Genomic DNA, 13825 nt, shown 5'->3' with positions numbered 1-13825 from the left:
GGCCAAGGCGCTTGGGAACGCCTTGGCCAGTAAGGGATCACTTGGTGCCGAACATCCGGTCGCCGGCATCTCCGAGGCCCGGCAGGATATAGCCCTTCTCATTCAGCTGGCGGTCCAGCGAGGCGGTGACGATTGGCACATCCGGGTGAGCTTCCTTCATCCGTTCGACGCCTTCGGGCGCGGCCAGCAGGCAGAGGAATCGGATGTCAGTCGCGCCGGCATCCTTGAGCAGGTCGATGGCGGCAGCCGAGCTGTTGCCGGTGGCCAGCATCGGGTCAACGGCGATCACCAGCCGGTCCTTCAGCCCTTCCGGCGCCTTGAAGTAATATTGCACCGGCTTCAGGGTTTCCTCGTCGCGGTAGAGGCCGACAAAGCCGACACGGGCTGAGGGCACCAGCTCCAGCACCCCATCCAGCATGCCGTTGCCCGCGCGCAGGATCGACACCAGCGCCATTTTCTTGCCCGCCAGGATCGGCGCTTCCATTTCCTCCATCGGGGTGTCGATGGTGGTGGTGGTCAGCGGCATTTCGCGGGTGATTTCATAGGCCAGCAGCTGGGTGATCTCGCGTAGCAGGCGGCGGAAGCCCTGGGTCGAGGTCCCCTTGTCCCGCATCAAGGTCAGCTTGTGCTGCACAAGCGGGTGATCAACAACGGTCAGGTGGTCGGTCATGGGGCACTCCTAAAATTTGGTTTTGCGCGCTTTTACGGGCTTGGCGGCGGCAGGCAAGCAGGTTTTGACCATAGGGTCAAAGAAAACTCTTGCCGGGGCCCTGGGCCAGAACATTCAGGTGGGCGGCGATTGAGGCTGCCACATCGGCGAATTTGACCTGCCCGATGGTGCCGGCGTCAAGCCCCGCGATCAGAACCGGCACCTGTTCGCGAGTGTGGTCGGAACCCGGCCAGCTGGGGTCGTTGCCGTGATCGGCAGTGAGCAGCAGCAGGTCGCCCTTGCGCAGCTTGGGCAGCAGGCGGCCCAGTTCCGCGTCGAACCATTCCAGCGCGCGGGCATAGCCGGAAATGTCGCGGGTGTGGCCGTACAGGCTGTCGAACTCGACAAAGTTGGCAAAGGTCAGGCTGCCGTCCTCTGCTGTCTCCACAGCTTCAAATAGATGCTCCATCAGCTTGGCATCCGGGCCTTTTTTCAGGGTGTCGATGCCGGCCATGGTGAAGATATCGCCGATCTTGCCGATGGCATGGACACTGCCTTCTGCGTCCTGAACCCAGTTGGTCAGCACCGGCGCCGGCGGCGTGATTGCATAGTCGCGGCGGTTGGTGGTGCGGGTAAAGCCGTCTTCCGCGGAGCCCAGGAACGGGCGCGCGATGACACGGCCCACTTTCATCGCGTGCAGGCGCGGCGCAACGGCCTCGCAAAGGCTCAGCAGACGGTCTAGACCAAAGGCCTCCTCATGCGCGGCGATTTGGAACACGCTGTCGGCAGAGGTGTAGCAGATTGGTTTGCCGGTCCGAATGTGTTCAGCGCCGAGGTCATTGATGATTTTGGTGCCGGAGGCATGGCAATTGCCGAGAATGCCAGCCGTGCCAGCCTGCTCTGCTACAAAGGCTGAAAGGTCTTCAGGAAACGACGGCGCCTGATCGGGAAAGTAGTGCCAGTCCCAGGGGACCGGCAGGCCTGCCAGCTCCCAATGGCCTGACGGTGTGTCCTTGCCGCGGCTGAGTTCGCGGGCGCAGCCCCATATCCCCTGCGGTTCGGCATCCAGTCCCGGAAAGGGCACAGATGAAGCCAGCCGCATGGCCGCGCCAAGGCCGAGGCGTTCCATGTTCGGCACTTGCAGGGGGCCGCTGCGGCCCTCCTCTGCTTCTCCGGCTGCGCAGGCCTGCACGATATGGGCCAGCGTATTGGCACCGAGGTCAGGCAGATCGCCATTGAAGAAGGCGCCGGCATCCGGCGCGCCGCCTATTCCGGCGGAATCCATCACCACAACAAAGGCTCGCGGCATCAGGAGATCCTTTCGTGAACCAATGGCAGGGTGCCGGGTACCGCCCCAATGGCAATGGCTGCAAGGACTGCGGCCTCTGCCATGTCTGCAGCTTCATCGCTGGCGGCGTGGATGCGGGCAAGTGTCTCCCCTGCCCTGATGTTCTCGCCCAGGCGGACGATGTCCGATATGCCGACGCCCGGGTGAATACGGTCGCTCTCGACCATCCGGCCGCCGCCAAGGGCGACAACGGCCAGGCCAAGCGCTTCGCCGTTCATGGCAGCAACATGCCCGGCTTCGGGGGACTTCACCTCGCGCACCACTTCCGCGCCGGGCAGGTGATCCTGCCAGGTGGCGGCAAAATCCGCAGGGCCGCCCATGGCAGCGATCATCCGGGCGAAGCGATCCGCCGCGCGGCCGTCGCTGAGGGTTGCTGTAATCTTTGCTGCACCTTCCCTTGCCTCGGCTGCGAGGCCTGACAGGGCCAGCAGTTCACCGCCCAGAATGGCGGTTATCTCAGCCAGCGGGCCTTGTGCGCCGCCGGTCAGCACTTGCATCACCTCTGCCACCTCCAGCGCATTGCCAAGCGCGGGCGCCAGCGGCTGGTTCATGTCGGTGATCAGCGCCGAGGTCTTGCAGCCCGCCGCATTGGCAGTGTCGCACAGCGATTGCGCCAGCGCACGGGCATCATCCGCAGTCTTCATGAAGGCGCCGGAGCCGATCTTGACGTCCAGCACCAGCGCGTCCGGGGAGGCGGCGAGTTTCTTGGAGAGGATCGAGGCGGTGATCAGGTCCAGGCTTTCCACCGTCGCGGTCACATCGCGGATCGCATAAAGCCGCTTGTCCGCCGGAGCGATCTGCGCCGTGGCGCCAACGATGGCGCAACCGATGTCCTGCATCATGCCCCGCAGGCGGTCTTCGCTGACTTGGGTGGAGAGGCCGGGAATGGCCTCCAGCTTGTCGAGCGTGCCGCCGGTGTGGCCCAGCCCGCGGCCGGAAATCATCGGCACATAGGCGCCACAGGCCGCCAGCGCCGGCGCCAGCAGCAGCGAGACGCAATCGCCCACGCCGCCGGTCGAGTGCTTGTCCAGCACCGGGCCGTCCAGGTCCCAGGCCAGCACATCGCCGGTGTCGCGCATCGCCAGCGTCAGGGCGCGGCGGCCTTCGGTGCTGAGACCCTGCAGGCAAACGGCCATGGCAAAGGCGCCGGCCTGGGCGTCAGATACCGCGCCGCTGGCCAGTCCTTCGGCAAACCAGCGCAGCGCGTCCTCGCCGGGTGTATCACCGCGCCGCAGCTGTGCGTTGATGGCGCGGGCGTCCATCAGGTCCGCTCCATATGGCCCGCATCAAAGGCGCCGGGCAGCAACGCGCCGATGGTGATTTCCTGCTCGGCGCCATCAGTGGTGCCCATGGTGACCTTAACGCTGCCTGCGCCGAATTCCTTAAGCTTCTGGCGGCAGCCGCCGCACGGCGGCACCGGCGCCGGGCTGTCGGCGATCACATAGACCTCGGCCAGTTCCGTCTCTCCCGCGGCCACCATGGCGGCGATGGCGCCGGCCTCGGCGCAGGTGCCTTCGGGGTAGGCCACGTTTTCGACGTTGCACCCTACATAAATCTGGCCCGAGGCCGAGCGGATGGCAGCGCCGACCTTGAAATTGGAATAGGGTGCGTGGGCGTTTTCACGGACGGCAGCGGCGGCGGCTTTGAGGCTCATTGATGATTCCCCGTTTTTTGATCATCTGGTCAGAATGCCGCAGCCTAGCTGAAATGCCCCGGGGAGCGGAAGCCCCCCGGATGCTGTTCTCTGGTCAGGTTTGAGTTTAGGCCAGCGTGGTATTGAACACGCCTGGCAAGGTCACCTCCAGCAGTTCCACTTCGCCAGACGGATCGCTGAGACGGGTCTTCATGCCGGGCGGGATGACAAAGGCATCGCCTTGCTCCAGCCGGTAGGGCTCACGGCCCTCGCCCTCCAGCGTGACCGCGCCATTCATCACAAAAGTGAAGTGGATGTCGGTGTCATGGGCGGCCCATTGCGGGTCTCCTTCACCCCGGCGCACCACCTGCACACCCGCGACGCCCTTGGTGTTTTCGGCAATGGTGGTGTCGCGGCAGATATAGCCCGGCAGACGGAACGGAAGCCATTCCGCACCTTCGGCCCTGTTGTAGACAAAACGCTGGCCCTGCCATTCGCGTTCGGGCCGGTAATGCGGTGTGGGCAGGGTCATCTCGTGGTCGATCTCGGTGACATGCTCAGCAGGCACGCCGATTTCGATCACCTGCACGTTGTCGCTCGCCTCCAGCACGCGGTGGCGGATTTCGGGGGGCTGGATGAAGCAATCGCCCGCGGTCAGACGCATCTTTTCGCCCTGGTCCTCGTAGACCACATCAACCCAGCCGTGGATGCAGAAGATCAGCTGGAAACCGACCCGGTGGAAATGCACCATATCCGGCACCGGTCCGCCGTCGGGAATGCGGATGTGGCTGGCGATGATCGAGCCGCCCAGCCGGTCCGGCACCAGGTCGCGGTAATGCATGCCCGCGCGGCCGATGATCCAGGGCGCCTGGTCTTTCAGGCGGCGCACCACGAAGCTGTGCACGGTTTCCGGCATCACCATTGGCGGGTGGCGTTCTTCGATCTCGATCTTCGTTCCGTTGGGCGCTGTCAGACGGCGCTGCCCTTCGGCAAATCCATCAGGATCTTCTGTCAGAATACGGATAGTGCCGGGGTCTTCCGCGGCCCCCTTTTCAATCCTGAGCCGCAGCCCGTGGCCGGAGAAGACGGCAATGCGCGGATCATCCGCCGGATAAATCATATCCATCTTCATACCCAAGACTTTGGTAAAAAACGGAATATCATTGCGCAGGTCATCTGTCGGCAGGCGGAATTCGGCGATTGCGTCGCTCATTTTTCACTCCCAATTCATTTTGCAGGAGAGTGACCTTGCGGCAGAGTGAATGCAAGAACCCGCCGCCGCCTCTGCCGCCGCGTCCATTTGCGTCAGTTTGGACTAGGTTTCCGGCAGAAAAAATGGTTTAACGCTAAACAATAGGGTTTCCGAGGAGCGCCAGATGTCCGATTCACAGAACCTGCGCCAAGCTGCGCTCAACTATCACGAGTTTCCGCAGCCCGGTAAGCTGGAGATCCGCGCCACCAAGCCCATGGCCAACGGGCGCGACCTGGCCCGTGCCTATTCCCCCGGCGTGGCGGAGGCCTGCACCGAGATCAAGGCGGACGCGGGCAATGCCGCCCGCTATACCTCGCGCGGCAATCTGGTTGCGGTTGTGTCGAACGGCTCGGCGGTTCTGGGATTGGGGAACATCGGTGCGCTGGCGTCCAAGCCGGTGATGGAAGGCAAGGCGGTTCTGTTCAAGAACTTCGCGGGCATTGACTGCTTTGACATTGAAGTCAACGAAAGCGATCCGGAAAAACTGGCGGAAATCGTCTGTTCGCTGGAGCCGACGTTTGGCGCGATCAACCTAGAAGACATCAAGGCGCCTGACTGCTTTATCGTCGAGAAAATCTGCCGCGAGCGCATGGGCATTCCGGTCTTTCACGACGACCAGCATGGCACCGCGATTGTGGTGGGAGCGGCCGCCAAAAATGCGCTGCATGTGGCGGGCAAGTCGTTTGAGGAGATCAAGATCGTCTCCACCGGCGGCGGCGCTGCGGGGATTGCCTGCCTCAACATGCTGGTGAAGCTGGGGGTGAAGCGCGAGAACATCTGGCTGTGCGATATTCACGGGCTGGTCTATGAGGGCCGGACCGAGGATATGAACCCGCAGAAAGCGGCCTTTGCCCAGGCCTCGGACAAGCGGACATTGGACGAGGTGGTGGACGGCGCCGACCTGTTCCTCGGCCTCTCCGGCCCCAATGTGCTGAAGCCGGAGATGGTGGAGAAGATGGCGGAGCGGCCGATCATCTTTGCCCTGGCCAACCCGACGCCGGAGATCATGCCGGAAGCCGCCCGCAAGGTGGCGCCGGAGGCGATCATTGCCACAGGGCGCAGCGATTTCCCCAATCAGGTCAACAACGTGCTGTGCTTTCCCTTCATCTTTCGCGGGGCGCTGGACGTCGGCGCGACCGAGATCAATGACGAAATGCAGATCGCCTGTGTCGACGGCATTGCGGAACTGGCCCGGGCCACCACCAGCGCCGAGGCCGCCGCAGCCTATAAGGGCGAGCAGCTGAATTTCGGCGCTGATTACCTGATCCCCAAACCCTTTGATCCGCGGCTGGTGGCCGTGGTGTCCTCTGCCGTGGCCAAGGCAGCGATGGAAAGCGGCGTGGCAACCCGCCCGATCGAGGATATCGAGGCCTATAAGCAGAAGCTGAACCAGACGGTGTTCAAATCGGCCCTCTTGATGCGGCCGGTGTTCGAGGCGGCACGCGCTGCTGCCCGCCGGATTGTCTTTGCCGAGGGCGAGGACGAGCGCGTGCTGCGCGCCGCGCAAGCGATCCTGGAGGAGACCACCGAAACCCCGATCCTGATCGGCCGCCCCGAAGTCATCGAAAGGCGCTGCGAGAAACTGGGGCTGGACGTGCGCCCGGGCCGCGATTTCCAGTTGGTGAACCCGGAAAACGATCCGCGCTATTACGACTATTGGAACAGCTATCACAAGGTGATGCAGCGCAAGGGTGTGACGCCGGATCTGGCCAAGGCGATCATGCGCACCAACACCACCGCGATCGGCGCCATCATGGTGCACCGGGGCGAGGCAGATAGTCTGATCTGCGGCACCTTTGGCGAATATCGCTGGCATATGAACTATGTGCAGCAGGTGCTGGGCGGCAACAGCTATTCGCCGCACGGGGCGTTGTCGATGATGATCCTGGAAGACGGGCCGCTGTTCATCGCCGACACCCATGTGCGGATCGAACCAACCCCGGAGCAGATCGCCGAGACCGTGATGGGGGCCGCCCGCCATGTGCGCCGGTTCGGGATCGAGCCGAAGATCGCGCTGTGTTCGCAATCGCAGTTCGGCAATATCTCCTGCGACACCGGCTCGCGCCTGCGGGACGCGCTGGAGATCCTGGACGGCAAGCGCCGGGATTTCGCCTATGAGGGCGAGATGAATATCGACACCGCGCTGGACCCTGAACTGCGCGGGCGGATCTTCCCCAACTCGCGGCTGGAGGGTGCGGCCAACGTGCTGATCTTTGCCCATGCGGATGCGGCCTCTGGTGTGCGCAACATCCTCAAGATGCGGGCCGGCGGGCTGGAAGTGGGGCCGATCCTGATGGGCATGGGCAACCGGGCGCATATCGTTTCACCGTCGATCACCGCGCGCGGGCTTTTGAACATGGCCGCCATTGCCGGCACCCCGGTGGCGCACTACGGTTAACTCCGCGGCTGGGCATTACCGCTGGCCGCCCATCCCGGGAGGCCAGCAAGGGGGACCAGCCATGAAAGGGCATTGCCATTGCGGCGCCGTGCATTGGGAGAGCCAGGCCGAGGCGGCCTGGAGCTGTTATTGCCACTGCGCCGATTGCCGCCGCAACTGCGCGGCGCCTGTCACCGCATTTTTCGGTCTGCCGCATGACGCGGTGGAATGGTCCGGCGCGGCGCCCGCGGTTTACAAGTCCTCGGAGACTGTCGAACGGCTGTTCTGCGGCGCCTGCGGAACCCAAATGGCCTATCGCAATGCCAAGGACACGGCGAATATCCACCTTTACACGGCAACCCTGGAAAGCCCCAGCGATATGCCGCCGCGGTTTCACGTGTTCCATTCCGAACACGTCACCTGGCTGGAGGTGAAAGACAGCCTGCCCCGCTACGCGAAATCCTCGGGCGGGTGATTCCCGGGCTGCCGCCGGGATTTGCAGCCGCAGAATTTGCAGTTTTGCAATTCCAGCCCGAAACCCCTGATTATTCTGCAGCAAAGCCCTGTTTGCAAAACCAGGCAACTGCAAACAGATGCCGGACTGTAAAAAGTTTACAGACAGCCTGAAGCGCGGGCGTGAAGCTGTAAATTCCTTGACCAACCTTGCGTGAGGGCGGCTCAAAACTTGCCCGTTTGCCGCCTTCTCGCCTACCCAGAAGGCAGGAGGAGATGAACACCATGGGATATCAGGACATTTACGCCGACTGGCAGCAGGACCCGGAAGCCTTCTGGATGGAGGCCGCCCAGGCGATCAGCTGGGACGAGGCCCCGAAGCAGGCCCTGTTTGACAAGGGCGAAGGCCTTTATGAATGGTTTGCCGATGCCAAGGTGAACACCTGCTATAACGCCGTTGACCGCCATGTCGAACAGGGGCGCGGCGAACAGACCGCGATCATTTATGACAGCCCGGTCACCCAGACCAAACGTGCGATCTCCTATGCCGAGCTGCGCAACCGCGTGGCCACCCTTGCCGGAGCGCTGCGTGCCAAGGGCGTGGAGAAAGGTGACCGCGTCATCATCTACATGCCGATGATCCCCGAGGCGCCGGAAGCGATGCTGGCCTGCGCCCGCATTGGCGCAGTGCATTCGGTGGTGTTCGGCGGCTTTGCCTCCAATGAACTGGCGGTGCGGATCGACGATGCCAAACCCAAGGCGATCATCGCCGCCTCCTGCGGCATCGAGCCGGGCCGGATCGTGCACTACAAACCGCTCTTGGACGGCGCCATCGACCTGGCGAGCCACAAGCCCGACTTCTGCGTGATCTTCCAGCGCGAGCAGGAAGTGGCGGAGCTGACCCCGGGCCGCGACGTGAACTGGCACGGCTTCCAATACGGTGTTGAGCCTGCCGAATGTGTCCCCGTCGAGGGCAACCACCCCTCCTACATCCTCTACACCTCAGGCACCACTGGCCAGCCCAAAGGCGTGATCCGCCACACCGCAGGCCAGCTGGTGGCGCTGAACTGGACGATGAAGAACATCTATAACGTCGATCCGGGCGACGTGTTCTGGGCGGCCTCGGATGTGGGCTGGGTCGTGGGCCACAGCTATATCTGCTATGCGCCGCTTATCCACGGCAACACCACAATCGTGTTTGAGGGCAAGCCGGTGGGCACCCCGGATGCGGGCACCTTCTGGCGGGTGATTTCGGAACATAAGGTCAAGAGCTTCTTCACCGCGCCGACCGCCTTCCGCGCTGTGAAACGCGAGGATCCGAAGGGCGACTACGTCAAGAAATACGACCTGAGCTGCCTGCAGCAGGTTTACCTGGCGGGCGAGCGTGCGGACCCGGACACCATCACCTGGGCGCAGGAGCAGCTTAAGGTTCCGGTGGTCGACCACTGGTGGCAGACCGAAACCGGCTGGTCAATTGCAGCAAACCCGCTGGGGATTGAGGAACTGCCGACCAAGCTGGGCTCACCGGCGGTGCCAATGCCCGGCTACGAGGTCGACATCCTGGACGAGGGCGGCAATCCGGTGGCACCGGGCGAGCTGGGCGCAATTGCGGTGAAACTGCCGCTGCCGCCGGGCACCTTGCCGACCCTGTGGAACGCTGAGGAACGGTTCAAGAAGAGCTACCTGACCACCTTCCCCGGCTATTACGAGACCGGCGATGCGGGCATGAAGGACAAGGACGGCTATCTCTACATCATGGCGCGCACCGATGATGTGATCAACGTGGCCGGGCATCGCCTCTCGACCGGTGGCATGGAAGAGGTACTGGCGGGCCATCCGGATGTGGCAGAATGCGCAGTGATCGGCGTCGCCGACAGTCTCAAGGGGCAGATGCCGGTGGGCTTCCTGTGCCTCAATGCCGGTGCGGACCGCGACCACGGCGACGTGGTGGCTGAGGTGGTCAAGCTGGTGCGCGAAAAGATCGGCCCGGTCGCCGCCTTCAAGCTGGCGGTGGTAGTGGACCGCCTGCCCAAGACCCGCTCCGGCAAGATCCTGCGCGGCACCATGGTCAACATCGCCGATGGCACCCCGTGGAAGATGCCCGCCACCATCGACGACCCGGCAATCCTGGACGAGATCACCGCAGCGCTGCAGACCATCGGCTACGCCAAGTAATGCACCCGTTTCCCGGCGCGGGAAACGGCCAAAAAATCCTGCGCGGATTTTCAAGGCTCCGCCAGCAGGCGGAGCCTGTTTTCCGAGCCGGAAAACAGACCGGAATTCTCGCAGAATTCCGGCGTTCTGCCGCCCGGTTTTTCTTGCAACTCTCCCCTGCCCGCCTAGGCTGCAGAACCAGGGAGAGAGCAGATGGCAAATGAAGAGCTTTGGCGCCTGAGCGCAACAGAACTGACCGGTTTGACCCGCGCAGGCGATTTGAGTGCCGAAGCCGCAGTGCAGGCCTCGGCAAACCGGATGAATGCGGTGAACCCCACCCTGAACGCAGTTGTCGAGGATTTGAGCAACGAAGCGCTGGAGCGCGCCCGTGCACTGGACAAGGCGCGCGCAAGCGGCGCTGCGCCCGGCCCGCTGCACGGAGTTCCGGTTACCATCAAGATCAACGTCGATCAGAAGGGCCACGCGACCTCTAACGGGGTCACCGCGCTGAAAGACCTGATTGCCCCGGCAGATGCCCCGGTGGTTGAGAACTTGCAAAAGGCCGGTGCAGTGGTGATCGGCCGCACCAACACACCGGAATTCTCCTTCCGCGCCGATACCGACAATCCTCTCCACGGGCGCACGCATAACCCCTGGGGGAAGCATATCTCAGCCGGCGGCTCTTCGGGCGGCGCAGGGGCTGCGGTGATGGCCGGGATCGGCGCCCTGGGCCACGGCAATGACATCGGCGGCAGCTTGCGCTTTCCCGCCGCCGCCAATGGCGCAATCACAGTAAAGCCGGGCCTGGGCCGGGTGCCGGCCTGGAATCCAAGCCAGAGCGCCGAACGCGGGCTGCTGGCGCAGCTAATGTCAGTTCAAGGCCTGATCACCCGTTCGGCGGAGGATTTGCACCTGTCGATGCCCAGCCTCATCGCGCCGGACCCGCGCGACCCGTTTCATGTGCCTCTACCCTGGCGCGGTGCGGCGCTGGAGGGACCGGTGAAGGTCGCCTTTACCAAGAACACCTACGGCTACGACCTGCACCCCGAGGTCGAGGCGGCGCTGGACTTCGCCCGCGATGCACTGCGTGATGCAGGCTATCAAGTTGAAGAGGCGGATCCCCCCAATGTATTCGAGGCCGGGCGCACTGGCTACCGGGCGCTGATGGGCGAAATTTACGCGCTGATGAAGGGCGACGTGGACGCCGCGGGCTCGCAGACCGTACGCGATATCTTCGCCGTCTATTTCCAGGAGTTTCCGCCTTTTGCCGGGGAGGAACTCTTGAAAATGATGGCCAAGCGCACCCATTACGCGCGTCAGTGGTCATTGTTTATGGAGAAGTTCCCACTGGTGCTGTCCCCCTTCCTGCCGCAGCCTTTCTTCAAACCGGACCGCGATACCGAAGGGGCTGATGGGGTGCATGAGGTGCTGGGCTGCGCAGTCTATTCCTATGCGATGAACTTCCTTGGCCTGCCCGCAGCATCGGTCCCGGCCCGGCTGGCGCCGCTGTCAAAAGGGCCGCAGCCCATCAATGTCCAGATCGCTGCGCGCCGCTGGCGCGAGGATCTGGCGGTGGACGCCTGCGCCGCAATCGAAGCCAGGGCGGGCCGCATGTGCCTGCCGCTGTGGGACCGGATGCAGGCAGACGGCCAAGCCTAACAGTTCCCGCCTCCCCCATAATCGGCCGAATGATCTTTCAGGAAATGCAGGTCAAACCGGTACCAAACCGTTCAAAGCCGCTCGATTAGGGCTGCGACACGATCCGTTGCCCGCTTTTGGCGGCACAAAGGAGCAAAGCACAGCCCCGGCGCATAGGACCGCTGCGCATAAGGTCCCGGGGAACGGGTTGAGCCGCCCCCGGGGAACTTCCGTACCCAGTCTACTCACTACCAAAAGCGCTCGCCTCTATCGTCAGAGAACCCGGCGTCTTCACATAAGGTTCAGCAGGCATGACCAGTGGACAACTCAGAAAACGGCAACATTCAAAATACCGGAACGGCTCTGCGGCACTTCAGACCTTCAGCAGATACCATCCACACCTGCCTGTGGGTAAATCTTCGCACAGAATCGTTACCTGAATGTTCACAAAACCGTGAACCCGCCGTTAATCCTCTAGGTAAACTGCTCAGAAATCAGTCTTTCTTCGAGCCCATGGCCCGGATCAAACAGGATTTTATGGCGTATTTGCGTATCTGTCCGGATTTCAACCCAGTCGATATCCGCCACAGAAATGGAGTCTGCGTCGGCCATCACCGGGCGCTTGTCAGCCTCCAGCACGTCAAATCGCACCATTGCGTTGCTGGGCAGCAATGCCCCCCGCCAGCGCCGGGGCCGGAACGCCGCAATCGCAGTCAGCGCCAGCACATCAGCCCCGATCGGAAGGATCGGCCCGTGCGCAGAATAGTTATAAGCGGTGGATCCGGCCGGCGTGGACACCAGAGCCCCATCACAGACCAGCTCCTCCATCCGCACGCGCCCATCCACCGAAATTCGCAGACGCGCCGCCTGGGGACCTGCACGCAACAGCGAGACCTCATTGATGGCCAATGCCTGATGCACAGCGCCGCGGCGGTCCATGGCGGTCATCGACAGGGGATTGATGATCTCCTGAACCGCCTCCTCCAGTCGCTCGATCAGCCCGTCTTCGCGGTATTCGTTCATCAGAAACCCGACAGTTCCGCGGTTCATGCCATAAACCGGTGCCGGGTGATCCACCATGGTGTGCAGGGTCCGCAGCATGAAACCGTCCCCGCCCAGGGCCACGATAATATCAGCCTGTTCGGGGGGGACATGGCCGTAGCGGCGGCTGAGGCCAGACAAGGCATCCTGCGCTGCTTCGGCGTCACTTGCCAAAAAGGCGATTCTCAAACCCATCAAATCTGTTTCCGGTGTTAGGCATGTGGTTCCGAAACAATCACAGCTTTCCTGCAAAGACCATAGTTGCCGTTCTGTCGCAGGGAAATGTCGCTTTACAGGCTTCCTGCGCAATGAAGTTTCCGATACGAAACCAGCAATTCTGATCCCTACTCCAACGGAGCCACCATGACTGAAGCGACCCGTGACCCCGGCTTTTTCACCCAAGCGCTTTCTGAGCGCGATCCTGAACTTTACGCCTCGATCACGGCCGAGCTGGGCCGCCAGCGCGACGAGATTGAGCTGATCGCCTCCGAGAACATCGTCTCGGCCGCGGTGATGGAAGCGCAAGGCTCTGTCCTGACCAACAAATATGCCGAAGGCTACCCGGGGCGCCGCTACTATGGCGGCTGCCAGTATGTCGACGTCGCCGAAAACCTGGCCATCGACCGCGCCAAGGAACTCTTTGGCTGCGAATACGCAAACGTGCAGCCGAACTCCGGCTCCCAGGCCAACCAGGGCGTGTTCCAGGCGCTCTTGAAGCCCGGCGACACCATCCTGGGCATGGATCTGGCCTCCGGCGGCCACCTGACCCACGGCGCCGCGCCGAACCAGTCGGGCAAGTGGTTCAACGCGGTCTCCTACGGCGTGCGCCGCGACGACAACCTGATCGACTACGACCAGCTGGAAGCGCTCGCGGTTGAGCATCAGCCGAAGCTGATCATCGCCGGCGGCTCCGCCATTCCGCGCGTCATCGACTTTGCCCGCTTCCGCGCCATTGCCGACAAGGTCGGCGCCTATCTGCACGTCGACATGGCGCATTTTGCAGGGCTGGTTGCGGCCGGCGAGCACCCCTCGCCCTTCCCGCATGCGCATGTGGCCACCACCACCACCCACAAGACCCTGCGCGGCCCCCGCGGCGGCATGATCCTGACCAATGACGAGGCGATCGCCAAGAAGGTGAACTCGGCGATCTTCCCCGGCATCCAGGGCGGCCCGCTGATGCATGTGATCGCCGGCAAGGCGGCGGCCTTCGGCGAGGCGCTGAAGCCGGAGTTCAAGGCCTACCAGCAGCAGGTGAAGGCGAACGCGGCGGCGCTGGCGGA

General features: G+C 63.1%; 11 protein-coding genes. 5 read left to right on the top strand and 6 right to left on the bottom strand.

Annotated elements, in window-relative coordinates:
- Nucleotides 1-37: 37 nt before the first annotated feature.
- The 5 genes from upp to ACXAHG_RS17660 all read right to left on the bottom strand — a co-directional run bounded on the left by upp (nt 38) and on the right by ACXAHG_RS17660 (nt 4843).
- On the bottom strand, nt 38-670 hold the full coding sequence (gene upp / locus ACXAHG_RS17680) for a uracil phosphoribosyltransferase (protein ID WP_475059409.1): 633 nt from the start codon (nt 668-670) through the stop codon (nt 38-40).
- Between the two features lie 76 nt (nt 671-746).
- Nucleotides 747-1958, bottom strand: a complete 1212-nt coding sequence (locus ACXAHG_RS17675) for a phosphopentomutase (protein WP_475059406.1) — start codon at nt 1956-1958, stop codon at nt 747-749.
- The gene (locus ACXAHG_RS17670; protein ID WP_475059404.1) at nt 1958-3259 is read right to left on the bottom strand and encodes a thymidine phosphorylase; all 1302 of its coding nucleotides are present in this window, start codon (nt 3257-3259) and stop codon (nt 1958-1960) included. The genes ACXAHG_RS17675 and ACXAHG_RS17670 overlap by 1 nt, the downstream gene beginning before the upstream one ends.
- On the bottom strand, nt 3259-3651 hold the full coding sequence (locus tag ACXAHG_RS17665; RefSeq protein WP_475042637.1) for a cytidine deaminase: 393 nt from the start codon (nt 3649-3651) through the stop codon (nt 3259-3261). Before ACXAHG_RS17665 ends, ACXAHG_RS17670 begins: the two co-directional genes overlap by 1 nt.
- A gap of 106 nt (nt 3652-3757) precedes the next feature.
- Nucleotides 3758-4843 carry a cupin domain-containing protein gene (locus ACXAHG_RS17660; RefSeq protein WP_475059402.1) on the bottom strand — a complete coding sequence of 362 codons (1086 nt, stop codon included), beginning with the start codon at nt 4841-4843 and terminating at the stop codon, nt 3758-3760.
- A 163-nt stretch (nt 4844-5006) separates the two neighbouring features.
- Between ACXAHG_RS17660 and ACXAHG_RS17655 the strand changes: the two genes are divergently transcribed.
- The 4 genes from ACXAHG_RS17655 to ACXAHG_RS17640 all read left to right on the top strand — a co-directional run bounded on the left by ACXAHG_RS17655 (nt 5007) and on the right by ACXAHG_RS17640 (nt 11525).
- The gene (locus ACXAHG_RS17655) at nt 5007-7280 is read left to right on the top strand and encodes an NADP-dependent malic enzyme (protein WP_475059400.1); all 2274 of its coding nucleotides are present in this window, start codon (nt 5007-5009) and stop codon (nt 7278-7280) included.
- A 61-nt stretch (nt 7281-7341) separates the two neighbouring features.
- Nucleotides 7342-7734 carry a GFA family protein gene (locus ACXAHG_RS17650; RefSeq protein ID WP_475059398.1) on the top strand — a complete coding sequence of 131 codons (393 nt, stop codon included), beginning with the start codon at nt 7342-7344 and terminating at the stop codon, nt 7732-7734.
- 263 nt (nt 7735-7997) lie between these two features.
- A complete protein-coding gene (prpE, locus tag ACXAHG_RS17645; protein ID WP_475059395.1) occupies nt 7998-9887 on the top strand; it encodes a propionate-CoA ligase PrpE in 1890 nt (629 codons plus the stop codon).
- 192 nt (nt 9888-10079) lie between these two features.
- Nucleotides 10080-11525 (top strand): amidase family protein, encoded by a 1446-nt coding sequence (locus ACXAHG_RS17640; RefSeq protein ID WP_475042628.1) that lies wholly within the window; start codon nt 10080-10082, stop codon nt 11523-11525.
- A gap of 453 nt (nt 11526-11978) precedes the next feature.
- Here ACXAHG_RS17640 and ACXAHG_RS17635 read toward each other — a convergent pair whose 3' ends face one another.
- Nucleotides 11979-12740 (bottom strand): NAD kinase, encoded by a 762-nt coding sequence (locus tag ACXAHG_RS17635; RefSeq protein WP_475042626.1) that lies wholly within the window; start codon nt 12738-12740, stop codon nt 11979-11981.
- A gap of 168 nt (nt 12741-12908) precedes the next feature.
- Between ACXAHG_RS17635 and glyA the strand changes: the two genes are divergently transcribed.
- Nucleotides 12909-13825: serine hydroxymethyltransferase (gene glyA, locus ACXAHG_RS17630; RefSeq protein ID WP_475059393.1), on the top strand; the 917-nt coding region annotated here is incomplete at its 3' end.

The organism is Leisingera sp. ABD4_442 (genome assembly GCF_056160905.1).
This window is presented reverse-complemented; position numbering and strand designations above follow the sequence as displayed.

What these genes read in the sequence shown, in the direction of transcription:
- upp (WP_475059409.1), bottom strand. Translation starts at nt 670, where the DNA reads ATGACCGACCACCTGACCGTTGTTGATCACCCGCTTGTGCAGCACAAG.
- ACXAHG_RS17675 (WP_475059406.1), bottom strand. Translation starts at nt 1,958, where the DNA reads ATGCCGCGAGCCTTTGTTGTGGTGATGGATTCCGCCGGAATAGGCGGC.
- ACXAHG_RS17670 (WP_475059404.1), bottom strand. Translation starts at nt 3,259, where the DNA reads ATGGACGCCCGCGCCATCAACGCACAGCTGCGGCGCGGTGATACACCC.
- ACXAHG_RS17665 (WP_475042637.1), bottom strand. Translation starts at nt 3,651, where the DNA reads ATGAGCCTCAAAGCCGCCGCCGCTGCCGTCCGTGAAAACGCCCACGCA.
- ACXAHG_RS17660 (WP_475059402.1), bottom strand. Translation starts at nt 4,843, where the DNA reads ATGAGCGACGCAATCGCCGAATTCCGCCTGCCGACAGATGACCTGCGC.
- ACXAHG_RS17655 (WP_475059400.1), top strand. Translation starts at nt 5,007, where the DNA reads ATGTCCGATTCACAGAACCTGCGCCAAGCTGCGCTCAACTATCACGAG.
- ACXAHG_RS17650 (WP_475059398.1), top strand. Translation starts at nt 7,342, where the DNA reads ATGAAAGGGCATTGCCATTGCGGCGCCGTGCATTGGGAGAGCCAGGCC.
- prpE (WP_475059395.1), top strand. Translation starts at nt 7,998, where the DNA reads ATGGGATATCAGGACATTTACGCCGACTGGCAGCAGGACCCGGAAGCC.
- ACXAHG_RS17640 (WP_475042628.1), top strand. Translation starts at nt 10,080, where the DNA reads ATGGCAAATGAAGAGCTTTGGCGCCTGAGCGCAACAGAACTGACCGGT.
- ACXAHG_RS17635 (WP_475042626.1), bottom strand. Translation starts at nt 12,740, where the DNA reads ATGGGTTTGAGAATCGCCTTTTTGGCAAGTGACGCCGAAGCAGCGCAG.